This window comes from Bacillus sp. JK106 (genome assembly GCF_053663355.1).
Map to the genome: position 1 here is coordinate 1 of NZ_JBSJQC010000004.1, position 23,363 is coordinate 23,363.

The 23,363-nt window shown below is 46.9% G+C and carries 20 protein-coding genes, 5 tRNA genes and 1 rRNA gene; 13 read left to right on the forward strand and 13 right to left on the reverse strand.

The genetic code is table 11. The features are described from left to right. Nucleotides 1-33 precede the first annotated feature (33 nt). Nucleotides 34-149 (forward strand): 5S ribosomal RNA (rrf, locus tag ACWJJS_RS15335). Between the two features lie 95 nt (nt 150-244). Here the strand turns inward: rrf and ACWJJS_RS15340 are convergent. Then, entirely contained in the window at nt 245-1,456 is a 1,212-nt protein-coding gene (locus ACWJJS_RS15340) for an MFS transporter (protein ID WP_369614602.1), read from the reverse strand. Between the two features lie 228 nt (nt 1,457-1,684). On the opposite strand from ACWJJS_RS15340, the gene ACWJJS_RS15345 reads away from it, so the two are divergent. From ACWJJS_RS15345 to ACWJJS_RS15365, 5 genes are all read left to right on the forward strand, one after another. Then, nucleotides 1,685-2,953, forward strand: coding sequence for an aspartate aminotransferase family protein (locus tag ACWJJS_RS15345; RefSeq protein ID WP_015388774.1), 1,269 nt, complete (start codon nt 1,685-1,687; stop codon nt 2,951-2,953). Further along, nucleotides 2,950-3,900, forward strand: coding sequence for an inositol monophosphatase family protein (locus ACWJJS_RS15350; protein ID WP_369614603.1), 951 nt, complete (start codon nt 2,950-2,952; stop codon nt 3,898-3,900). Before ACWJJS_RS15345 ends, ACWJJS_RS15350 begins: the two co-directional genes overlap by 4 nt. Beyond that, a complete protein-coding gene (locus ACWJJS_RS15355) occupies nt 3,875-4,921 on the forward strand; it encodes a zinc-dependent alcohol dehydrogenase (RefSeq protein WP_003156784.1) in 1,047 nt (348 codons plus the stop codon). The genes ACWJJS_RS15350 and ACWJJS_RS15355 overlap by 26 nt, the downstream gene beginning before the upstream one ends. Nucleotides 4,922-5,152: 231 nt before the next feature. Then, complete coding sequence (locus ACWJJS_RS15360) at nt 5,153-6,586, forward strand: SulP family inorganic anion transporter (protein ID WP_070081282.1); 1,434 nt, start codon at nt 5,153-5,155, stop codon at nt 6,584-6,586. A gap of 150 nt (nt 6,587-6,736) precedes the next feature. Further along, nucleotides 6,737-7,678, forward strand: coding sequence for a bile acid:sodium symporter family protein (locus ACWJJS_RS15365; RefSeq protein WP_094247904.1), 942 nt, complete (start codon nt 6,737-6,739; stop codon nt 7,676-7,678). Here the strand turns inward: ACWJJS_RS15365 and ACWJJS_RS15370 are convergent. From ACWJJS_RS15370 to ACWJJS_RS15425, 12 genes are all read right to left on the reverse strand, one after another. Further along, nucleotides 7,667-8,419: an alpha/beta hydrolase gene (locus ACWJJS_RS15370; RefSeq protein ID WP_070081283.1), complete on the reverse strand. Its 753-nt coding sequence runs from the start codon at nt 8,417-8,419 to the stop codon at nt 7,667-7,669. The two genes, ACWJJS_RS15365 and ACWJJS_RS15370, sit on opposite strands and share 12 nt — an antisense overlap. Continuing rightward, a complete protein-coding gene (feuC, locus tag ACWJJS_RS15375) occupies nt 8,416-9,426 on the reverse strand; it encodes an iron ABC transporter permease FeuC (protein WP_032872817.1) in 1,011 nt (336 codons plus the stop codon). The genes ACWJJS_RS15370 and feuC overlap by 4 nt, the downstream gene beginning before the upstream one ends. A 1-nt stretch (nt 9,427) precedes the next feature. Further along, nucleotides 9,428-10,435: a FecCD family ABC transporter permease gene (locus ACWJJS_RS15380; protein WP_007609051.1), complete on the reverse strand. Its 1,008-nt coding sequence runs from the start codon at nt 10,433-10,435 to the stop codon at nt 9,428-9,430. Between the two features lie 19 nt (nt 10,436-10,454). Beyond that, on the reverse strand, nt 10,455-11,411 hold the full coding sequence (locus tag ACWJJS_RS15385; RefSeq protein ID WP_003156778.1) for an ABC transporter substrate-binding protein: 957 nt from the start codon (nt 11,409-11,411) through the stop codon (nt 10,455-10,457). Nucleotides 11,412-11,498: 87 nt separating this feature from the next. Next, complete coding sequence (gene btr, locus ACWJJS_RS15390; protein WP_070081285.1) at nt 11,499-13,094, reverse strand: bacillibactin transport transcriptional regulator Btr; 1,596 nt, start codon at nt 13,092-13,094, stop codon at nt 11,499-11,501. A 137-nt stretch (nt 13,095-13,231) separates the two neighbouring features. Then, nucleotides 13,232-14,476: an exo-beta-N-acetylmuramidase NamZ family protein gene (locus ACWJJS_RS15395; RefSeq protein WP_198863453.1), complete on the reverse strand. Its 1,245-nt coding sequence runs from the start codon at nt 14,474-14,476 to the stop codon at nt 13,232-13,234. A gap of 15 nt (nt 14,477-14,491) precedes the next feature. Continuing rightward, nucleotides 14,492-16,405, reverse strand: coding sequence for a glycoside hydrolase family 3 N-terminal domain-containing protein (locus ACWJJS_RS15400; RefSeq protein WP_454023686.1), 1,914 nt, complete (start codon nt 16,403-16,405; stop codon nt 14,492-14,494). A gap of 46 nt (nt 16,406-16,451) precedes the next feature. Then, nucleotides 16,452-17,735, reverse strand: a complete 1,284-nt coding sequence (gene pbp4b / locus ACWJJS_RS15405; RefSeq protein WP_326359220.1) for a penicillin binding protein PBP4B — start codon at nt 17,733-17,735, stop codon at nt 16,452-16,454. Between the two features lie 18 nt (nt 17,736-17,753). Beyond that, nucleotides 17,754-19,121 carry a PTS transporter subunit EIIC gene (locus ACWJJS_RS15410; protein ID WP_353575526.1) on the reverse strand — a complete coding sequence of 456 codons (1,368 nt, stop codon included), beginning with the start codon at nt 19,119-19,121 and terminating at the stop codon, nt 17,754-17,756. A 128-nt stretch (nt 19,122-19,249) separates the two neighbouring features. Further along, nucleotides 19,250-20,179: an N-acetylmuramic acid 6-phosphate etherase gene (gene murQ / locus ACWJJS_RS15415; RefSeq protein WP_070081289.1), complete on the reverse strand. Its 930-nt coding sequence runs from the start codon at nt 20,177-20,179 to the stop codon at nt 19,250-19,252. A gap of 99 nt (nt 20,180-20,278) precedes the next feature. Beyond that, nucleotides 20,279-20,755, reverse strand: a complete 477-nt coding sequence (locus ACWJJS_RS15420; protein WP_014304238.1) for a GNAT family N-acetyltransferase — start codon at nt 20,753-20,755, stop codon at nt 20,279-20,281. Between the two features lie 18 nt (nt 20,756-20,773). Then, on the reverse strand, nt 20,774-21,226 hold the full coding sequence (locus tag ACWJJS_RS15425; protein WP_003156767.1) for a DUF523 domain-containing protein: 453 nt from the start codon (nt 21,224-21,226) through the stop codon (nt 20,774-20,776). Between the two features lie 181 nt (nt 21,227-21,407). On the opposite strand from ACWJJS_RS15425, the gene ACWJJS_RS15430 reads away from it, so the two are divergent. From ACWJJS_RS15430 to rsiW, 7 genes are all read left to right on the forward strand, one after another. After that, nucleotides 21,408-21,479, forward strand: a tRNA-Glu gene (locus ACWJJS_RS15430). 3 nt (nt 21,480-21,482) lie between these two features. Then, a tRNA-Val gene (locus ACWJJS_RS15435) sits at nt 21,483-21,558 on the forward strand. Nucleotides 21,559-21,563: 5 nt separating this feature from the next. After that, a tRNA-Thr gene (locus ACWJJS_RS15440) sits at nt 21,564-21,636 on the forward strand. Between the two features lie 19 nt (nt 21,637-21,655). After that, a tRNA-Tyr gene (locus tag ACWJJS_RS15445) sits at nt 21,656-21,740 on the forward strand. A gap of 4 nt (nt 21,741-21,744) precedes the next feature. Next, nucleotides 21,745-21,816, forward strand: a tRNA-Gln gene (locus tag ACWJJS_RS15450). 231 nt (nt 21,817-22,047) lie between these two features. Beyond that, nucleotides 22,048-22,611, forward strand: a complete 564-nt coding sequence (gene sigW / locus ACWJJS_RS15455; protein WP_003156766.1) for an RNA polymerase sigma factor SigW — start codon at nt 22,048-22,050, stop codon at nt 22,609-22,611. A gap of 13 nt (nt 22,612-22,624) precedes the next feature. Next, a complete protein-coding gene (gene rsiW / locus ACWJJS_RS15460) occupies nt 22,625-23,251 on the forward strand; it encodes an anti-sigma-W factor RsiW (RefSeq protein ID WP_003156765.1) in 627 nt (208 codons plus the stop codon). The last annotated feature ends 112 nt before the right edge of the window (nt 23,252-23,363 follow it).

Here is a 23,363-nt window from a genome sequence, read left to right on the forward strand (position 1 = left end):
TGTTATCTAGTTTTGAGAGAACACTCTCAATGGTTTGGTGGCGATAGCGAAGAGGTCACACCCGTTCCCATGCCGAACACGGAAGTTAAGCTCTTCAGCGCCGATGGTAGTCGGGGGTTTCCCCCTGTGAGAGTAGGACGTCGCCAAGCTGTCTTAAACCAGTTCATGATGAACTGGTTTTTTTATATGAAAGATCACATAGATATATAAAGCTAATGCCCTTGAAAGGCATTAGCTTTTTTGTTTACATTGATTTTGCTTTGCTGTTGTGATTTTGAAGATTGTTTGATTTTATTGTCTCGAGCATTCTTAAACTGAACACAATCAGCAGCATAAGGACCATCAGTGCAGTAAACAGCCAGAATGCAGTTTGTGCGGGATATTCATCTAAGCTCCAGCCGACGGCGATCGGAAGGAGTGAACCTCCTAATCCGTTTGAAGCGAGCAGAATACTGGTAGTCGTTTCTGTCTTTCCGGGATAAAAATGATTCGTGATGATTAGGGCTATTGCAAACATGCCTGCCATGAACAGCCCTAAAAAGAAGCAAAGGGCAAAGCCGAACCATACGTTTTTACTTAGTGCCAATACGGTAAGTGCAGCCAGACCTCCAATGCTTATGAGACGAAGATAACGGTGATATGTCAGCTTTTCTGATACCGGGCCTGTTAATAACCTTCCGATGATCATCCCCGTCCAATACACTGTAACTGTTATCGTTGCCAAAGAGTTGGGGATATCCCATTTCTCAGCGAAAATGGAAGGGATAAAATGTACAATTGAAACTTCACTGCCACCATAAAAGAAGAAGTAAGCCCCCGCCAAGGTAATAAAAAGCAATCCGTGTGACTGATAACCGGTGCTTTCTTTTTTAGTGTCATCGGAAGAGACCTCTTTTCGGATGAGAAGCTGATCAATACTGCCGAAACTCATCTGCTTCCATGCGATTAAAAGTGCAAAACTGGATAACCCTAATACTAAAAAAGCAATTGTCCACATGTGGTTGTTGATAAGAAAGCCTGAGAGCAGAGGCATGAAAAGCGCACCTAATCCGTAGGCCACTTCCATCTTGCTCATGGCCACAGCCTGTCTTTCTTTAATAGCGGTGAGGATGATCGTGCCTACACAGGATTCCACCAATCCGGCGCCAAGCCCCGCGATGCTGACGAGAAGAAAGAGCAGCGGCCAGGGCGGCAGGAAGGTGATGAACATTTCACAGCTGATGAGTGCCATGCCAAAGATAACGACGTTTTTGCGCCCAAGCTTTTTCACCATGTAAGGCATTCCGATGACACCGATGAGAAAGCCCATGAACTGAGAGAATACCAATACACCGCCATTACTGTAGCTTTGTGAATAATGTGTGAGTAACTCAGGCAGTACGGCGCCCAGAATAACAAGTGTAAAAGCAATCGATCCATAAGAAAAACAGCTTATCCACAGCAGACGAGTTTTCATCATTTTATCTCCTTATTGGTAAAATAATATTTCTCTCTACTCGTATGACATGACGTTTTTACAAAAAATCCAAGTATTGTTACTATATCACATAACTTTTTCTCGTACATCCCTTATGGTAACGTTAACAAATTGTTAACATTTTTTACAAGAAAGATCGTTGACATTATTTTCAATAATTAATACGATAAAAAGCGAAATTCTAATAATTTCATAGGGGTGGTATTTGTGGGAACGAAGGAAATCACGAATCCAGACAGCTTGTATTACAGTGTTGACGATGTAGTAATGGAGCGCGGAGAAGGGATTTACCTGTACGATCAAGAGGGGAATGAGTACATTGATTGCGCTTCTGCCACATTTAACTTGAATTTAGGATACGGTAACAAAGAAGTCATTGATACGGTTAAAGAACAAGCCGATAAGCTGATCCATGTGACATCATCTTTTCAAACAGACGCCGTAAATAAACTGGCAGAAAAACTAGTAGAAATCGCCCCCGATAATCTCACAAAAGTACACCCTAAAGTCAGCAGCGGTTCCGGTGCAAATGAAGGAGCTATTAAAATGGCTCAGTATTACTCCGGAAAAACCGATGTCATCTCCTTATTTCGAAGCCACCTCGGACAAACGTATATGACTTCCGCTTTGTCCGGCAACTCATTCAGAAAAGAACCTTTCCCGCCGCAAATTTCTTTTGGCCTTCAAGTCCCTGATCCGTATTGCAGCCGCTGTTTTTATAATCAGAAACCTGATTCATGCGGTATGCTGTGTGTAGAAAGAATTAATGATTTTATTGAGTATGCGAGCAATGGAAAAATTGCCGCCATGATTATTGAACCGATATCCGGCAACGGTGGAAACGTCGTTCCGCCTAAAGAGTATTTTAAACAGCTGAGACAGCTTTGTGATGAACACGATATCGCCCTGATTTTTGATGAAATTCAGACCGGGTTCGGACGGACGGGCAAAATGTTTGCCGCGGACCACTTCGATGTGAAACCTAATATGATGACGGTAGCAAAAGGGCTCGGGGGCACAGGCTTCCAAGTCGCCGCCACTCTGACGGAGGACAAGTATACCGGGCTTCCGGGGTATACGCACTCCTTCACGTACGGCTCAAATGTGATGGCCGCCGCTGCCGCGTGTAAAACCATAGATATCATGCAGCGTCCGGGATTTTTGGAAAATGTAACGACGGTCGGTCATTATATTATGGATCGCTTAGAAACGATGAAAGAGGATTTCGCTTTTATTTCTGAGGTAAGAGGCGTCGGTCTTATGATCGGTGTGGAAATTGTCAAAGAGAACAATGAACCGGATGTGGAATTGACCAATTATATTGCCAAACGGGCGATGGATTACGGGCTGATTCTCCGGACATCCCGTTACGGGTTCGGAAATGTATTTAAAATCCGTCCGCCTTTAACCATTACACTTAGTGAAGCCGAAGTGCTCTGCTACAGACTTCGCAAGCTATTGGAGGAAATCAAGTGAGAGACTATATCATTGAGCTTGGACAATTTGTTTATCATAAGGTGAAAAATCAAAAAGGCACGCTGAAAAACCGACTCGTAAACGGCTATTCTCCGGGAGGCGACGCCCAATTTAACATAGACGCCGCTGCTGAGGAGGCGGTGCTGGATTATATTCAAGAAAAGGGCCATCCGGTTGCTTTTTACACGGAGGATGGCGGCCTGAAGCTGATTGGAGAAGATCCGCAATATATTTTAATTGTAGATCCGATAGACGGAACGCGTCCAGCCGCCGCGGGGCTTGAAATGTCGTGTATTTCGATTGCGCTTGCTTCATATAAGCCAAACGCAAAGATTAAGGATATCGAATTTGCTTTTTTGCTTGAATTGAAATCGGGCGCTTATATGTACGGTGATATTTACAGCGATGTCATTCAATTTGAGGGGTATCAGGGAGAATTGCCCAATTTGAGCGGAGTGCGGGATATTAAGAATATGTTTTGGAGCCTTGAATTTAACGGGCATCCGGCGAAGCTGATGACGGACGCATACGGCCATCTGATTGACCAATCGGCTAATAATGGCGGGGTTTTTGTTTTCAACAGCGCTTCTTATTCAATTTCACGAATTATCACGGGGCAAATGGATGCTTATGTGGATATCGGCAATCGTCTGCTGAAAGATGATCCGAAGCTGCTTTCAGATTTTCAGCAGGTCGGGAACGGACAGGTGCTGCATTTGTTTCCTTATGATATTGCCGCAAGCGTCTTTTTGGCGAAGAAAGCGGGAGTGGTCATTACGGATGCATACGGCCGGTCTTTGGACGAAACGCTTCTGACAGATTTAAGTTATCAGAATCAGCAATCATGTATTGCGGCATCAACGAAGGAGCTTCATCAAACATTGTTAGACCAAATCCGCTGGGGCAGAAAGGAAGAGAAATATGAAGGCGTTGGTCTGGACTCCTAATGATAAGCTTGAATATCAAGAGGTGGACGAGCCTCAAATTCGGAAATCCAATGATGTGAAAGTGAAAATTTTCGGCACCGGTATATGCGGAACGGATTTAAATGTGCTGAAAGGAAAAATGAATGCAACCCATCATATGATTATGGGGCATGAATCGGTGGGAGCGGTCGTGGAAATCGGACCGGACGTGACAAATGTAAAAGTCGGAGACCGCGTCGTGATAGATCCTACGCAGTTTTGCGGGAAATGTCATTATTGCCGGAGAGGGCTGACGTGTTATTGCGAAACCTTCGAGGATTGGCAGCTCGGAATCGGGGCGCACGGAACGTTTGCGGAATATTACGTGGGAGAAGACAGGTTCATGTACAGAATTCCGGATTCAATGGAATGGGAGCGGGCCACATTGGTTGAGCCTCTCTCCTGTGTGCTGAATGTTGTGGACAAAGCTTCGATTCAGCCGGAGGACTCGGTCTTGGTTTTGGGGTCCGGACCGATCGGACTGCTTGTGCAAATGATGGTGAAAAAACTGGCGCGATTGACGGTTGCGACTGAAATAGGCAGTTTCCGAAGCGAAGCGGCGAGCCGGATATCGGATTATGTCTACCACCCTGAAGCATTAACCGTGGATGAAGTGAAACGGATTAATCAAGGAAGAAAATTTGATGTGATTTTTGACGCGATCGGCAATCAGCTTGATTGGGCTTATCCTTTTATTGAAAAGGGAGGCAGAATCGTGCCGATGGGCTTTGATGATACGTATGAGATGACAGTCAGGCCGTACCAGCTGCTGTCAAACGGCGTAACGATTGTGGGCACAGGTGAAGCCCGTCAGATCATGGAGGCTGCGTTAGCATGCGCGTCCGACCTTCCGCAGCTCTATGATTTTATTACGGAAAAGACGGAACTGAAGAATTATGAAGAAGCCATTGATCATCTTATGGGCATCGACCCGGTGACAAAAGAAAGAAAGGATATCAGCGCAATAAAAACGATTCTTGTGTCTGATCCGGAACTTTTATAAAAGCGGAAACGGCTCCAGTGAGAGCCGTTTTCTTTTCTTATTTATACGGTCTTGCACATTTCTTTAAAGTTTAATATGATACTCTTTGTTAACCATTCCTTTCCTCAACGACATTATACTCTGAGCGTGTCCCCTTTTTCCCCGTAAGCTTGCCTCATATTCCCCAGATAAAAATCAATGTTTCCAACTGATAAGGTGCGGATTTTTATAGTGAAAAGGAGTCGTTATCATTTGAAAGATTATACGTTACAGCAGCAATGGTTCGGAAATGTCCGTAAAGACATTCTGGCCGGTATTCTGGTTGCTCTCGCTCTGATCCCTGAGGCGATCGGATTTTCAATTATTGCAGGTGTCGATCCGATGGTCGGGCTTTATGCATCATTTTGTATCGCGATTATTATTTCTATCTTCGGCGGCAGACCGGGAATGATTTCAGCCGCTACGGGTTCAATGGCGGTTGTCATGGTGACATTGGTGGCTGATTACGGGCTGCAGTATTTGTTTGCGGCAACCATTTTGACAGGTATTATTCAATTTATTCTTGGTGTCAGTAAGATAGCGAAATTGATGAAATTTATTCCGCGTTCGGTCATGATCGGATTTGTGAATGCTTTGGCGATCTTGATTTTTTCTGCGCAGCTGCCGCAGTTCAAAGGAGCTTCATGGGTCATGTACGCCATGCTTGCCGGATCACTGGCTATCATATATCTTTTGCCGAAGGTTACGACGGCTGTGCCGTCTCCGCTGGTGGCGATTATTGTCATGACGATCATTGCGGTGGTCTTCCATGCGGATGTCCGCACGGTCGGTGATATGGGCGGGATTACAAGTTCACTTCCGCATTTCTTGATACCGGATGTTCCGTGGACGTTTGAGACATTGCGGATTATTTTCCCGTATTCACTGGCGCTGGCATTCGTCGGATTGCTTGAGTCGTTGCTGACGGCCCAGATCATTGACGAAATGACGGATACGGATAGTGATAAGAACAAAGAAAGCCGTGGACAAGGCATCGCCAATATTGTGAACGGATTTTTCGGAGGCATGGCCGGATGCGCCATGATCGGCCAGTCTGTCATTAATACGAAAGCCGGCGGACGCGGCCGGTTGTCGGCTTTTACGGCCGGAGCGTTTTTAATGTTTTTAATTGCCGTATTAAGCGGTATCGTCGTGAAAATTCCGATGGCTGCACTTGTGGCCGTGATGGTTATGGTGTCCATCGGCACGTTCGACTGGTCGTCGATTAAAGGTTTGCGGAAAGCGCCCCTTACTGATTCGATCGTTATGGTTATTACCGTCGTGACAGTCGTTCTGACAAATGATTTATCGAAGGGTGTTTTCGCGGGTGTGCTGCTAAGCGCGATCTTTTTTACGGCGAAAATTTCTAAGCTGAAGATTGTGTCACATTCCGAACAGAAAGATGTCAGAACTTATAAGGTCACGGGACAGATCTTTTTTGCTTCCGTGTCTGAACTGATGAATGCCATCGTTTATGATGAAGACGTGAAGCGGATTGTCATTGATTTGACCGATGCCCATGTGTGGGATGATTCGGGAGCGGCGGCTCTTGAGAAGATTGTCGCCAAATGTAAAGAATACGGAATTCAGGCTGAATTAAAGGGATTAAATCAGAAAAGCCGAGATTTAATGAAACAAATGGCATAGAATTTGTGAAGTCCGGATGAATATATCCGGGCTTTTTTTCGGTTAAATTTGCCGGTGTGCATTGTTATAATGAATGAGACTTGAAAACCGTATATAGGAGACTTGCATATGATGTGGCTTCAGAAGTTGAACCAAGTGTTGGGGAGAATCATGCCGCTTTTGACTCCGTCTAGTGTGGCGGCGGGTGTGCTGTTATCTCAGCATATCAGCTGGATGGCCGGCGCTGTGCCGTGGATATTTGCATTTATTACATTTACGGGCAGTCTGAGTGCCAATTTTCAATCGCTGAAGCGCAGTATCGAGAAGCCGCTCCCGATGATCATGGCATTGTTTGTTCTGCATATTTTCATGCCTGTTTTTGCATGGGGAAGCGGCCATCTGATTTTCAGCGGTGACCCTTTAACTGTGACGGGGCTGATTATGGGTGTGGTGATCCCGACCGGAATTACGAGTTTGATTTGGGCTGCGATGTATAAGGGAAATGTCGGATTGACGCTGTCTATTATCCTGGTTGATACCGTACTTTCTCCTTTTATCGTACCGTTAAGCCTGTCTGTCCTGGCCGGGGCGAATGTTCAGATGGATGTGTGGGGCATGATGAAAGGGCTGGCGGAGATGGTGGTGATTCCGTCCATCGCAGGGATGATGGTCAACCAGTTTTCCCCGCCGGTAAGGACTCAGGCGATAAGCCGGTCATTGTCTCCTTTTTCAAAAATCTGTCTGATGATTGTCATTGCCATTAACAGTTCGGAAATCGCGCCGTATGTCACGCATGTGGATATCAAATTTGCGGGCATCGCTGGCATGGTATTTTTTATTGCCATGACGGGTTATGCCGTGGCTTGGCTGATCGGAAGACTGATGAAGCGGAGCCAGGATGAAATCGTGTCTCTGATTTATACGGGGGGCATGCGCAATATCAGCGCCGGAGCTGTTCTCGCCGTGTCTTTTTTTCCGTCTCAAGTGGCGGTTCCGGTCGTCATCGGGATGCTCTTTCAGCAAATCCTTGCCGCTTTGTTCGGCTATTTGCTGAGACGCTTTGAACTTAAGCCGGTCGTGATCAAGTATGAAAAAAACCGCTCAGCTACGTGAGCGGTTTTTTCCGTACAGCCAGCTTAGTGCTGAATTGAATTGTCGTTTGAACGCTTCTTGATGGTGCACGGCACCCTCTTCGATCGTAAATGAGAGCTGAGATTGAGAAAAGCCTTTTTGCCTCAGGCTTTTGTACACGCCTTTATTTTGTCCGATCATGGTGTTTTGGATGTTACATTTTTGCTCTGCTTCACGGCTGCCGACAGACATATAGATACGCCGCCGTGCCGGCCGCAAAGGTGCGGAGCGGACATAATCTGCTGATTTTTCATACCAGAAGGAACCGGAAATACAGCCGATTCTGCCGAATATTTCAGGCTTTTGCAGCATCGCGTATATCGAAAACAGTCCGCCTAATGACGCGCCGATCAGTCCTCTCGTTTCCGAATGTGCAGAAATGTGATGCATATCTTCAACAGTTGGAATGATGACATTTGTCAGCTCCTCAAGAAAGAGCCTCCCTTTGCCGCCGAAATCATGAAACGCAGGGCTCAGGGAAGGCGCGGGCCACGGTGTGTACTCATCGAGTCTGTCAGCCGGTTTGATGCCGATGAAAATCAATTCGGAAAGTGTTCCGTCTGCAAATTGGAATTCAAGCTTATCTATCTGTTCTAAAAACAAAGATCCTCCGTCAAGTACGTACACACAGGGTAAAGCCCCCGTTTGAACCGAATAGGACGGAGGAAGATACACAGTGCATTCCCTTCCGTTTATCCGGTGTTCTGTAAGGGTGCCTCTCATGCGTCCAGCCCCTTCTTTTGCTTAAACAGAAGAAAAAAGAAATAAGGAACGCCGAGAATCGCAAGAATAATTCCCGCCGGCACTTCTGAAGGCTGAAAGAACAATTTGCCCGCAAAGTCGGCGGATATGACGAGGAGCATACCGACCAGTCCGCTGACCGGTAATGAGTATCTGTGCTCAATGCCGGCGAGCCTGCGGGAAATATGGGGCGCGATCAGTCCGACAAATGCCATGCTGCCCGCTGCGGTTACACATGCGCTGATCAAAGCGATGCAGGCAATGAGTAAAATGGTTTTTTCTTTATTGGTTGAAACACCGAGGCTTTTCACCGTGTCCTCATCGAAACGAATGGTATCCAGCAATGACGTTTTCGCCATAAGAAGAGGAATGAACAAGATCAGCCACGGAAGGATTGCCGTAATGGTCATCCAGTTTGCCGACCAGATGCTGCCGTTTTTCCAAACCATCGCCATCTCATAATCCTGCGGGTCCATTTTTAATGAAAGAAATAAAGACAGCGCGCTGAATCCGGAATTCATGGCGATCCCGACGAGAATAATTCTGCCCGATTCCAGATGCCCCCGGTGCCAGGCGAAAATATAGATCAGCACGGCTGCCATCAATCCTCCGATGAGGCCGAAGACAGGCATACCCATCGCAGAGGCAAGTGCCGTCGCTTCAGATTGTCCCTGAAACAGAAGCATAAACGTGACGATTCCCGCTCCGGCTCCTGCATTAATGCCCAAAATACCGGGATCGGCAAGACCGTTTTTGGTAATGGCCTGAATAACGGCTCCGGCTATCCCCAATCCGAGTCCGATGGCAGCAGCCATGACTATGCGCGGCAGCCTCAGCTGAAACAGCAAAATGTCATATTGCGGATTCGGATGGATGCGGAAAAGCGTACTGAGCAGTTCACCCGGCTTTGCGGAAAAAGAACCGCTTGTCATGCTGAAATAGCTTACGAGCAATATGAGAGCAATCAGAATGATATAAATTCCGGCCATTTTACGCACCACGCTGATCCCCTCCTTTTCTTTTAATCAAATAAAGAAAGAAAGGAACACCGATGATAGAAGTAACTACTTCAATAGGCGTCTCAAACGGGTAATTGATGAATCGGCTGGCAAGATCGCAAAGGGTCAGGAAGACGCCGCCGATGATGCACGCGCATGGGATCAGCCTGCTGTAGTCCGATCCGACGAGAAAACGTGTGATGTGCGGAACGACCAAACCGACAAAGGCAATTTTTCCGGCGAGCGCCACCGAGCTTCCGGTCAATATGACAACGGCTGCCATCGCCATGAGTTTGATGGTTCTTTTCTGCTGTCCCAGACTTTTTGAAATGTCGTCTCCTAATGATACGGCAGTGACCTTTTTGCTGAGAATCATGGCCGTGATGATTCCGATCGCAAAAAATGGGACGGCCAGTTTCAAAAAATCAGGGTTCATTTGATGCAGTCTCGCACTGTACCAAAAACTGAGATCCTGCGAAATTTGAAAATAAATCGAAAGCGCAGCCGACAGACTGCTGAGAAGCATACTGGTTACCGTTCCGATAATGGCAAGCTGCACAGGGGTAAAACCGCCGGGAAGAATGGAGGCCAGCCCGAAAACAAGAGCCGCGCCGAATGCGGAACCGATAAACGAGTATATGATCATTTCAATGGATGTCGATTGAGGGAGCAATACCATGCAAAGGGTGATGATAAAAGCGGAGCCGTCCGACACACCCATGATCGAAGGCGAGGCCAGATAGTTCCGTGTGATTCCCTGCATGAGCGCTCCGGAAACAGCAAGGGCGGCGCCGATAAACATAGCGCCGGCAGCCCTCGGGATTCTTGAATGCCATATGATCTGATGGTCGGTATTCTCCGGATTAAAGTGCAGCAATGCGGAGAACACGGTATGGAAGTCAAGCTGCTTTGCACCGTATAAAACGGAAAGCAGCAGTGACAGAACAATGGCAATCGGTGAAGCAATGATAATAATGTGTGTCCGCCGTTTTGCATACATGTGAAAAACCTACTCTTTATTAGTCTTGAGTCAATTTGTCAGCCGCAACCTGTAAGAAGCTGATTTTACTCCACGCGGTTCCGCCTTGGGCTAATGGATCAATCGTATTGACGTATACATGGTCTTTTTTGACTGCCTTCAGGCTCTTCCAGATCGGATTTTTCTCTAAGTCTTTCAAAGCGTCCGGCTTATCTGCGTTTTCGTCATCAGAAAATTGTACGAAGATATGGTCAGGGTTCATTTCGCTTAATTTTTCAAGAGAAATCAGTTCCTGCGCTTTCGCCGCTTTCACTTCGTCCGGCGCCTTCAGGCCTAAATCACCGTAAAGCGTGGAGTTGAAATAAACTTGCTCAGGATAAATATAAATATTGCCTTGTCTGATTCTGATGACCAGTGCGTTTGACTGTTTCGCTTTGCTGTTGATCTTTGTTTTTGTCTTTTTCAGGTCCTGTTCGTAATCTGCGATGATTTTTTTCGCTTTTTTCTCTTTATCTGTAAGCTGGGCGAGCAGCATCATGTTTTCTTTCCAGTTTGATGAGATATGAGAGACAGGGATGGTTTCAGCGGTGCCGCTCAATTTTTTCAAGGTTTTTTCCGGGAATTTGGTTGATGCCAGAATGACGTCCGGCTGCAGCTCAAGAATTTTTTCCATATTCGGCTGCATTTTTTCTCCCGTTGATACGGATTTATCTGTAATATCTTTAAACAGTTCCGGGAATTTGCCGGAGAAAGAAATTGCTCCTGCCGGATGAACGTCAAGCAATTTGGCGTCCTCCATTGATTCTACGCTGCCTGTAATGGCGATTTTGTCAGTCGGCGCTTTGACTTCATATGTTTTTCCGAGATATTCGATTTTCTTTTTATCTGAAGAAGCGTCCTTTCCTTTACTTGCTGTATCAGATGTTTCTGAGCTTCCGCAAGCCGCGGCCGTGAAAGCCAAAAGCAAAATCATGAAAGCGAATGCCAATTTCTTCATCTATTGTTCCTCCTGTTCAATTGATAACTATTATCAATTGGAATTATAGAGAATGAATAGGGATAAGACCATGGATAATTTCCGGCATTACCATGGACGATCTTCGGATAAAATGGAAATGCTTTGCTCGATCATCCGCTGATGTCCGCTTGGAGAATATTCAATCCACGGGTCAGATGAAATGGGAAACACGCGTTTATTGCTGACGGCACTAAGGTTCTGCCATATCCCGGTCTGCTGAATCCGCTGAAAATAGCGAAGCGTTTCCGGTTCTTTACAAGTGAAAAGCATGATGCAGTCAGCCTGGCAATCCGCCAGCATTTCCAAGGAAATCTTTTCGTCAGGAGCAAAAGATTCCGGTTTTGCGGAGGCAAAGTCTAAATCACCGAAGAAGACTTCCTCAATACTGTTGTTATGGGCGATGTACATATTTTCTTTATATACACGGACAAATAAGAACCGCTGGTGCCGCACGTGTTTAAGAGCATCTTTCGCTGAATGGGCGAGACTTTGATAAGTTTTAAGCCAGTGCCGCGCTTCCTGCTCTTCATTCAGATATGCGGCTGTGCGAAGAAACTGGTCTCTCCAATTCTCTTGAGCCGGAAGGTAAAAAACTTCAGTGATGTCATTCAGGAGCTGTTTTTCTTCTTCACTGACAGAATCGAGACTGAAAATGATGTCCGGGGCAGCTTGAGACAGCGTGTGCAGGTTCTCTTCCCAATTTGCATTATAGCGGTAAGCGCTCAGGTGAACCGGAATATCGGAAGAGAATTGTTTGTAATAATAGGCCGTCCATTTCGGGTGCAGCGCCGCAGCGTAAGGCACGTGATGCAGGGGAATCAGATGCCCCATCGTTTCTTTTCCGTACGCGGCCATTTTTGTGCGCCTTTTTTTCATGTAGCTTGTAGGTGAGCTGCCGGTATGTTTTTTAAAGATGCGGCTGAAATAAAATTCGTCCTGGTAGCCGATTTGATGAGCGATTTCCCGCAGTTTGCAGCTTGCCTTGGCCATCAGTTTTTTCGCATTGGTTATGCGGATGTCTGTGATATATTCAGTTACGCTCTGCCCGTATAGTTTTTTAAAGGTTTCACTGTAATGCTTGGGACTGATTCCCGCCATATGAGCGAGCTGGGTGAGTGTGATTTTTGTGTCGGACTGAGCATGTATGAATTGTTTTGTCTGTTCGATCGCCGCTTTCGTATTATTTTGATGGCATACTTTTGCGGCATAAAGGTCGTACATCAGCTGCTGAAAGTCGGCTGTATATTTCATTTTCTGCAATCCATCCGCCGATCGCACGTTTTCAGAAAGTGATTGAAGCCGGCTTGTCAAATGATCAATCGTTTGTAAATTCATTTGCTGAAGTCCGTGGAAGATGTCTTCCCCGTTATCCGGAAGCATCGCTTCATCATCTGAGGAATAGGAGAAAACACGGAGTCTGACGATATACAAATGGATGCCGCCTGACGATATAGGGGCAATATTGAATGTCTCATCACAAGGACAGATGTAGAGCGTTTCCTTCTGCAGCGGAAAGCTGTCTGTGCCGATATCAATTTGTCCCTCGCCTTTCACATGAAAGATCAATACGGGGGAATCAGTGAGCTGATGCTCTGACAGAAGGTCGGCTGTTTTTTTTACGGAGATGATATCAATGGGCTGAAAGAATAATGTGTTTTTCATGAGAAACCACCTTTTAGGAAACATTCATTTAAATGATAACTGTTATCATTTAAATTGTACCAAATAAATGAATGTTTTCCTATAAAAAGCGGAAATGTGAAATGCGACAAAATGTTACACGTGTAACACGAATGTTGTCAGTATATGAGGTATTGTTTTCTTAGAGTTTTGAATTGGTCCAGCCGGCGTTGATATGTGCCGGTGATGTCTTCAATGGAGGCGCCTTTTTCTATTTTTTTGCGTACCCAGCCGTTACCGATCAGCTTGTCAAAAGAGCCTGTCGGCAAGAATGAAAAGTCATTCGGATATAAGTCATGCATGGTTTTCAGAATGGAGAGCCCTGTTTTTGCCGCTTCAAATGTGTTTCTGTTTGTTACGTAGACTTGTACGCCGTGGCACAGCTTGCCCTGGTGTTTGGAGAAGCTGGGGATGAATGAAGCGGCTCTGAAGGTGACGCCCGGAAGCTTGAGACTGTTCAGGCGTTCTTCGAGCTCGGTGCTTTTCATATAAGGCGCGCCGATAAGTTCAAACGGCTTTGTCGTGCCCCTTCCTTCGGACACGTTTGTGCCTTCGATTAGTCCTGTCGCCGAATATGCGAATATGCTGTCCGGGGTCGGGATATTTGGCGAAGGGAGGACGAACGGCAGACCGGTATCTTCAATCGTCATCGTCCGCTTCCAGCGCTTCATTTTTACGACGGTGAGGTCGGCGCCAATATGAAACTCTTTATTAAATAAAAGAGCAAGCTCACCGATCGTCATGCCGTGCTTCAGCGGGATCGGATACAGTCCGACAAATGAAGCGTAATCCGGTTCAAGAACCGGGCCGTCCGGATTTCGTCCGCCTTGCGGATTCGGCCGGTCCAAGACATAAAAAGGAATGCCTTTTTCTTTGGCCGCTTCCATGGCATAGGCCATTGTATAAATGTACGTGTAGTACCGCGTTCCGACATCCTGAATATCGAAAATCAGCACATCTGTATCTTTCAGCATGTCAGGCGTCGGTTTCCTCGTTTCCCCGTATAGGCTGTAGACAGGAAGCCCTGTTTTTTCGTCTATATAGGATGTGACTTTGTCTCCGGCCTGAGCATCGCCGCGGACACCGTGCTCGGGTCCGAATAATGCCGTCAAATGGATGTCTGGCGCCTCATACAGCACGTCAACGCTGCTTTTCAATGATGCGTTCACACCGGTCGGGTTGGTGATCAGCCCGACCCTTTTTCCCTTCAGTTCCTGTTTATAATCTTTCAGCAGGCGGTCGATTCCTGTTTGGATGCTTGGTTTCTTGGCGGTATGAAGGTTTCTGTCAGAAGCCGCCGAGACTGCCGTCATAGCACTGATGACGACAAGTCCGGCGAGAAGTGCAGCCGTATGTGTTTTCATAATCAGCCCTCCTGTTTAAAGCGGTTTTCCGGTCTTCAGATTGATACCGAAACCATAAGGATACAGTGTCGTTCCCGGATGCGTGACGGAAGGAATGTCAGCGGGCAACCTGCCTTGCGGTGTTGTCTGTCCGAATATCGCTTCAATGCCTGCCGGAATGTTTGGCTGGAGGAATTGTCCGTCTGTATATCCTTTAAAGCCGTAGACTGCGATAAGGGCTTCAGCTTCTTCAAAATTCGCGGCGTCGTAAGGATTACGCAGGCTCATCAGCACAAAGGGTTTTTGGTTCGATTGTGCGGCTTTCATGACGGCCCGCGGAAATGCAGTCGTCCACTTGCCGGGATCTGTGACGGAATCGTCAATCACGCCGTCGTTTACGACAGGGTCATTTTTTACGACATATGAGCCTGTAATCACGTAATCCGCGTCGGATACCAGCTTTTTGTGTTCATCATGAAATGTGCGCTCGGCGAAGTTCATTTTACTGATGGTTACCGGCCGGATTTTTTTCTTCTTGATGAGCTGCCGGATGGTTTGTTCCATTGACGCTGTTTGATCTTCATAAGGAGCGGCAATGAGAACGCGGCTGTTCTTTTTCGGTTTGAATGGGAGCGTGCGGTTTTTGTTTTGTAAGACGGTGACGGATCTTTCCGCGATTTGTTTTTCAGTTTTCAGGTGATTTTTACTGCCGACGGTTTTCTTTGCTTTTGCAATCTTCTTTTTCAGATTTGTCTCTTTCGGTGCGGGATATATCCCTCGTTTTATTTTCAGGGAAATGATGCGTTCAACTGATTTGTTAATTTGCTGAAGCGGAATTTCCCCTTTTTGCACCGCCTGTTTTAAAGCGGAATGAACCCGGGCAAAGCGGTTTTCCGTTTTCAGCGATGTCACTTGGGCCGGCATCAGGGCAATATCGACTCCTGCTTTTACTGCCATGACGACCGCCTCTTCCTGGCCGAAATGATCGGCAATGGCTTTCATATTTAATGCATCCGTAACGATGACGCCGTTAAATCCCATTTCCTCACGGAGAAGATGAGTCATCACTTTTTTCGAGAGTGTGGCGGGTACGAGGATGTCTGAACCGTCCAGCTTGCTTTTATAGGTTGTATCGTCAAAAGCGGGAAATTGCACATGGGCTGTCATGATCATATCAGCTCCGGCCTGAATGGCCTGCCGGAACGGATAAAGTTCAATCTGACGCAGCCTTTCTTGATTGTGGGTGACAAGCGGAAGGCCGTAGTGGCTGTCGACATCCGTGTCGCCGTGTCCCGGGAAATGTTTGACGGCGGAAGCGACATCCTGCTTTTGCTGAGCGTTCATTGAGGCAAGGCCGAGTGAAGCTGTCAGATCACGGTCTGAACTGAACGACCTGACGCCGATGACAGGGTTTCCAGGATTATTATTGATATCGAGAACGGGAGCGAAATTCGTATTAATGCCCAGTGCTTTCAGTTCTTTCCCGATAATGGCGCCGGTCTGGGACGCGTAGGCTGTTTTTCTAGCAGCCCCGAGCGCCATATTGCCTGGGAAATGAGTGCCCTCACCAAGTCTAGTTACGATGCCGCCCTCCTGATCAATGCTTAATAATAGCGGAATGTCAGGGCTCGCCTTTTGAAAGGCATCTGTCAGGCGTACCGTTTGCTCAGTATTTTTTACATTTTCTGAAAAAAAGATAACGCCGCCGAACCGGTACTTTTGAATAAGCCTTGCGACTTCGTCATTCATTTGGGTAAGAGCCTCAGGTGATGACTGCCCCTTTTTTTGCCAATTACGAAAATCAGGCATGAGCATCTGCCCTAATTTTTCATCTAATGTCATACGGGATACCGCTTGTTCCGCCTGTGACGGAATATCCGGTTTTGTCGATGCATGATGCGTGCCGAAAACAATAAACAACAGTAATACAGCTGAGATGAAAAGTTTCATAATGGTGCCCTCCTGCCGTCATAGTTTGGACAAAAGACATGGGTTGTCATTCAATGGCTTCATAAATCGCTTTTATGACGCTGCCGTAGCTTCCGGTCGGGAAAAGATCCCCTTCAAAAACATTCGGGTTTTCACCGGGGCTGACGACGGGGGAATGCTTTTTATTGGTCAAAAGTGCGATCCCCAGCTTATAAGCGGGATCAATAATCGTGATGGTGCCGGTCCATCCCGTATGGCCGTATGCCTGCCTGCTTGCATAAGGTCCGAACATCCACTCCATATCCGGGCTGCCGTTTTTCCGCCAGCCGAGAGCGAATGTCGGATCAGAGGATGCCGCGGTTGTGAACAAATCGGCCGTTCTTTTATTGAAGAGAGAAACATGTTTATAACTGCCGCCGTTCAGCATGACTTGAAGAAGGACGGCCAAATCATCAGCTCTGGAAAACAGCCCGGCGTGACCGGACACCCCTCCCATTGAGTAAAATGCTTTTTCATCGTGAACTTCCCCCTGCAGCGTATACGTCCTGATGTGAGGGAAATGGATGACTCCGTCACGTGTGTTGCCTAAACGTTCAGTAGCTGCGAATGCTTTTTCTTTAAAACCTTTTTGCAGCGGATTGAACAGTGTGTGCGTCAGTTTCAGCGGTTTGTACAGTTCTTGTTCAGCATAGGTATCAAGGGTTTTTCCGGTTATGTTTTCAATGATGCAGCCGAGAAGCATGTAACCGATATCGCTGTATACGTGTTTTGTTCCCGGCTTGTATTCAAGCGGGATTTGGTTGAGAAAACGGATCGTTTTATCCCGTTCTTGTGAATATAAAGGGCCTGCGGTGTCCGGCTGATAGAAATAAAAGCTTGCCGGCAGACCGGATTGATGCTGGAGCACATCGATGACGCGTATGCGGTCTTTTCCTTGAATCGGATCGCTTTTTCTGTCTTTGAAATCAGGAAGGTAAGCCGAGACTTTTTGATACACATCAAGCTTTCCCTGGCTGACGAGTCGCTGTAGTGCAAAATTGGCCGCGTACATTTTTGTATTGGAAGCTAAATCAAACATGGTTGATGTTTTCATTTTTTTCGGACGGGATAAAAGGGTGTTCCCGTCATATTTTTTGCTGTAGCCGTATGCTTTCTTTTTGATCACCCGTCCGTCCTTTACGACGACGAGGACGGCTCCGGGGAATCCTGCTGCGATGTCTTTTTCAATCATTTGATCAACCTTTCTGAGCTTTGCTGCGTCGTATAATTTGGATTGGGCTTCGGCTTTGTGCTGCGGCAGAAAAGAGAGGCTGATGACGATTGTGAGTACGGCGGCTGTCAGTGTTTTCATATTCTGATCCCTCCCGGTTTATTCAAATTCAGCAGCCATGTCATCCTTAAATCCGAACGTATAAGTGAAAACAAAGCCCGCCGCGTAAGAGATGAAGAGACCGATGATATACAAAACGATTTGAGCCGGCTGTACGAGAAACGAGAGCGGAAGGCCGGAGACACCGATTGAAAAAGTAGCCACTTGAAAATGGGCTTGAAAGGCGCCGCCGATTCCCGCCCCTAAACACGCCGTCAAAAACGGCCGGCCGAGCGGGAGCGTGACGCCAAAGATGAGCGGCTCTCCGATTCCGAGCAGACCGGATGGAAGTCCGCCGCCGATCGCTCTTTTTAATGAGGCTTTTTTTGTTTTCATAAAGATGGCGAAGGCCGCGCCTACTTGACCCGCGCCTCCCATCGCGAGAATCGGAAGAAGCGGGTCATCTCCGATTGATCGGATTAATTCCAAATGTACGGGAGTCAAGCCCTGATGCAGGCCGGTGACGACAAGCGGCAGGAAGGCGGCTCCCAGTACAAACCCTGAGAGCACTCCCCCGACATTCAGCAGCGACAATAAACCTGATGTAATCAGATCAGAAATAAAACCGCCTGCAGGGATAAAAACGACATATGTCACCAGCCCGGTGATAAGTAAAGACAATGTAGGCGTGACGATAATGTCGATGGATTGATGGACGTACTTTCTGATAAACCGTTCGGTATAAGCGATAAAAACCGCAGCGAAAAGAACGCCGATTAATCCTCCCCTGCCAGGGAGCAGATTCTCTCCGAACAAACTGATATTGGCGATCTCAGGGTTAAGGATCAATATGCCCGCAAGGCCGCCCATCGCGGGTGTCCCGCCGAATTCCTTCGCCGCATTGATGCCGACAAGGACGCCGAGGTAAGCGAACAAGCCTGAACCGATAACCGTTAAAATAAGTGCGATTTGAGATTCTTTCGGGAGCCAGCCGGCCTGAATGACGGCTTTCGTAATACCGGTGATTAAACCTGATGCAATGAGTGCGGGAATAAGGGGAATGAAGATGCTTGATATTTTTCTCAGAAACAATTTGATGGGTGTGGTGTTTTTTCTGTTGAGATCGGCTTTTTTCCGTGAGGCGGCTTCTTTTAAATCAATGTTTTTTCCGGATGGCATAAGTTTTGCGAAAGCGTCGGCGACATGATTGACGACACCCGTGCCGAGAATGATCTGCAGTGTTTCAGCTTCGACGACGCCTATTACCCCGTCAAGCCGTTTCAGCGCCTCAATATCCATTTTATCCCGATCTAAAGGTGTAATCCTCAGGCGTGTCATACAGTGGGTAAAGCCTGAAATATTCGATGAACCGCCGCAATTGTCCAGGATATCTTTGGCCAGTGACTGATAAAATGCCTCTTTGCTCATGGAGATCCTCCTTTTTCCGTACGATTTTTCCCGGGGAGCTATGCCTGAAACGCGTCCTAAAAGCGCCTGCGCCGAACATGAAAACGGCGCGGGCTCGTAAAAGCACATTATTTTTCACCAAAGAACGATCAGCGTTCTTTTTCTCTTGAAACGTGCTGTTCAATGGCTTTATCAATGAATCCTTCTGATTCTTTGAGCAGTGCCTTCGCGTGTGTTTCGTCCGAATTCGTCTTCAGCATGACGATTGCCGTTTTGACATGGCTGCCTGCGGCCTCAAGCGTTTCTTTTGCCTTGTCGTACGGAACGCCAGTGATGCTTTGGATAATGCCGATTGCGCGTTCTTTCAATTTTTCGTTGCTGACATGAACGTCCACCATTAAATTTTCGTACACTTTGCCGCTTTTAATCATCACGGCCGTGGAAATCATGTTCAGAATCATTTTATGTGCCGTCGCGGCTTTCATTCGTGTTGACCCTGTAATCACTTCGGGGCCGACAATGACTTCAATGCTGTGATCGGCAAAGGTGCTGATCAATGAGTTCTTATTGCATGTGAGCGCGACGGTTTTGGCGCCGATTGTTTTTGCATATTTCAGTGCACCGGCCGCATACGGCGTGCGCCCGCTTGCCGCGATGGCGATCACGGTGTCTTCTGCGGTAAGCCCGATCGTTTTGAGATCGAGAGCGCCGGTTTCCTCGCTGTCTTCTATACCTTCAGCCGCTTGCAAAAAGGCGTCTGCCCCTCCGGCCATCAGACCGATGACGGTGTCGGGACTTACGCTGTATGTAGGCGGGCATTCAACCGCATCCAGTACACCGAGTCTGCCGCTTGTGCCCGCTCCCGCATAAATCAGCCTGCCGTTTCGCCGTAAGGACTGATGGGCGAATTGAACGGCAATCTGAATATCGGGCAGCACCTGCTGAACGGCTTCAGCCACTTTGAAATCCTCTTCGTTAATGATGCGGAGAATTTCCATCGTGTCTGCCTGATGGATTGAAGCGGTCTGCGGGTTTCTGGTTTCTGTGGTCAATCTGTGAATGTTAAGCCGGTCTGTCATGATTGTACCCTCCCAAGTCGTTAATACTTGAAGTATATGGGCATCTGAATAGATGTTTCAAGAAAAATCGGCAGGGTTGAGATGAATAATCAAGCGCTTTCACAAAAAATGATGCAGAATGTGCTGTTCACCGATCGGGCCGATCCTGCGCCGCCCTTTGTCAATAAAACCGGAAGACCGGTACAGGTTCTTTGCACGTTGATTGCGATGGTTTACAGCAAGCACGATTTCATCACACCAAGGAAAGTAATTTGCGACAAAAGCGGGGAGCTGCAGCATCGCTTGTTTGGCATAACCTTTTCCCTGATGCGGCGCATGTAATGACAGCGCACTCAGCAAAATGGCAGACACATTGTTCGAATACGGGGCAATGGTTTCTTTTGAGGTATGTAAAATAAAAAAACCGACGGGGCGGTCTTCTTTTAAAATGACTGTCGGGTAGCGATCCCGGATGACAAGCGCCTGCGGCAGGACATCTATCGGCAGAGCTGTGAACTTTTTATCTTCTTCACTCAGCACAAACCCGTTCAGCCCGTCTGCATGCTCCGGTTTATAAAAGGACAGGGCTACATCCATGATATCTACTCTCCTTTTTTATAATTGATCCAATTCATCTTCTGATAGAACACGGCAGCCTGCCCGTTTTAAAAGAGCGGAAGTGATGCCGTCTCCGAGTATTTTTTTTCCTGAGAAAGTGCCGTCATAGATAAAGCTGCTGCCGCAGGACGGACTGTTTTCTTTAAGGATGACCGTTGCGGCGCCTATTTCTTTTGCGTATGCTAACGTTTTTTCCGCGCCGTCCATATATAAAGCTGTAACGTCTTCGCCTGATGCCGTTACGATTCTTGCCGTTCCGTTCAGCACGTCTTCACCCGTGCCGCCGATGATTTCCGCCGGTTCGCGGGGAGTGGTGAAGCCGCCCAAAAGTTCGGGGCAGACCATAACAGCTTTCTTTTCTTCTACGAGTCTGCGGATTTTTTCCGAAGCGGCGTGAGAGCCGTTATATCTGCATTCGATACCGCCGAGACAAGAGCTGACTAAGATCATCTGTGTCCATTCCCTTCAATATTTTGATACTTTCATCATAAATGAAATAAGAGAGGAGGGATGAGTTTTTCTTGTTAAAAAACGAGTAAAAAAGTTTGAAAATAAAAAAAATAATTTTTCTCTTTACAAATAGGGTACAACCTGTATATAATAACTTTTGTCAGCTCGACGCGGACACAACGGCCCGTTGGTCAAGCGGTTAAGACACCGCCCTTTCACGGCGGTAACACGGGTTCGAATCCCGTACGGGTCATATGGAGGATTAGCTCAGCTGGGAGAGCATCTGCCTTACAAGCAGAGGGTCGGCGGTTCGAGCCCGTCATCCTCCACCATATTTGCCGGCCTAGCTCAATTGGTAGAGCAACTGACTTGTAATCAGTAGGTTGGGGGTTCAAGTCCTCTGGCCGGCACTGTTTTCCAAAAAAATACGGAGGGGTAGCGAAGTGGCTAAACGCGGCGGACTGTAAATCCGCTCCCTCAGGGTTCGGCAGTTCGAATCTGCCCCCCTCCACCATCTTTGGGCTATAGCCAAGCGGTAAGGCAACGGACTTTGACTCCGTCATGCGTTGGTTCGAATCCAGCTAGCCCAGTCTCAGACACCTTTTGCATAAAGGTGTCTTTTTTTTATCAGCAGTTTGTTTCGATTTTTGATTGTTCATCAGATATACTATTTTTAAGCTGCTGTTAAGGCAGTATATTCTGTATTTTCCATCTACACCCTGCCTGAAATTTGGTAAAATAAATGTAATAAAAAAAATGAAACCTTTTAAAACAATCAACGTATAGATACAGACCGGTGAAGGGCAGAGGTAAGATAAAACATGGAAAACCTGATTAAAAAAAGAATCAAGCAAGTCAAAAAAGGCGATCAAAATGCGTTTGCAGAAATCGTTGACCTTTATAAAGATAAGATTTACCAGCTTTGCTACCGCATGCTCGGCAATGTTCACGAAGCGGAAGATATTGCGCAGGAAGCTTTTATCAGAGCGTATGTCAATATCGACAGTTTCGATATCAACAGAAAGTTTTCAACGTGGCTTTACAGAATTGCGACCAACCTGACCATTGACCGCATCCGCAAGAAAAAGCCTGATTACTATCTGGACGCAGAAGTAGCGGGAGCAGAAGGGCTGACGATGTATTCGCAGATCGCCGCGGACGGGGTTCTCCCTGAAGACGCCGTATTGTCATTGGAGCTGTCGGACACAATTCAGAAAAAGATTTTAAAGCTGCCGGACAAGTACAGAACAGTTATTGTATTAAAGTATATTGACGAACTCTCTTTAATTGAAATCGGGGAGATTCTGAATATCCCTGTCGGCACCGTCAAGACAAGGATACACAGAGGCAGAGAGGCTCTTAGAAAACAATTGAGGGATCTTTAAGTGGGGTGATGAAATGAGCTGTCCTGAACAGATTGTGCAGCTTATGCATAAGCATCTTGATGGAGATATCCTTCCTGAAGATGAAAACGTATTAAAACAACATTTGCAGTCATGCGGGAATTGCAAACGGCATTTTCATGAAATGGAGAAATCCGTAGCACTCGTCCGAAGCACATCGCATGTCACGGCCCCTGCTGATTTTACTGCCAAAGTTATGGCGAATCTTCCAAAAGAGAAAAAACGCGCTTCTGTAAAACGATGGATCAAAACTCATCCGATGATTGCAGCCGCAGCGGTTTTTGTGATTTTAATGGGCGGCGGTTTTTTCAACAGCTGGCATAATGACCACAATTTCAGTGTGTCCAAACAGCCGAACCTTGTCGTGCAGAATCACACGGTCACCGTCCCTGAAGGCGAGACCGTAAAGGGCGATGTCACAGTAAAAAACGGCAAGCTGTTCATTGAAGGAAAAGTCGACGGCAATGTGACCGTCGTCAACGGAGAAAAATACATGGCCTCAGCCGGACAAGTCACCGGGCAGATTGAAGAGATTAACCAATTGTTTGACTGGGTCTGGTACGAACTGAAATCGGCGGGCCAGGGCGTCGTAAGCGCTTTGGACCCGAATGAAGATGAGTAAAGCGTATAATCGCTTTACTCTTTTTTTGTGCATCGCCGTGCCGGCCCATTTCACTTGAGAAATCAAAATGTGGTATAATGAGCACGCTATATGATGTACATATTGCTCATGC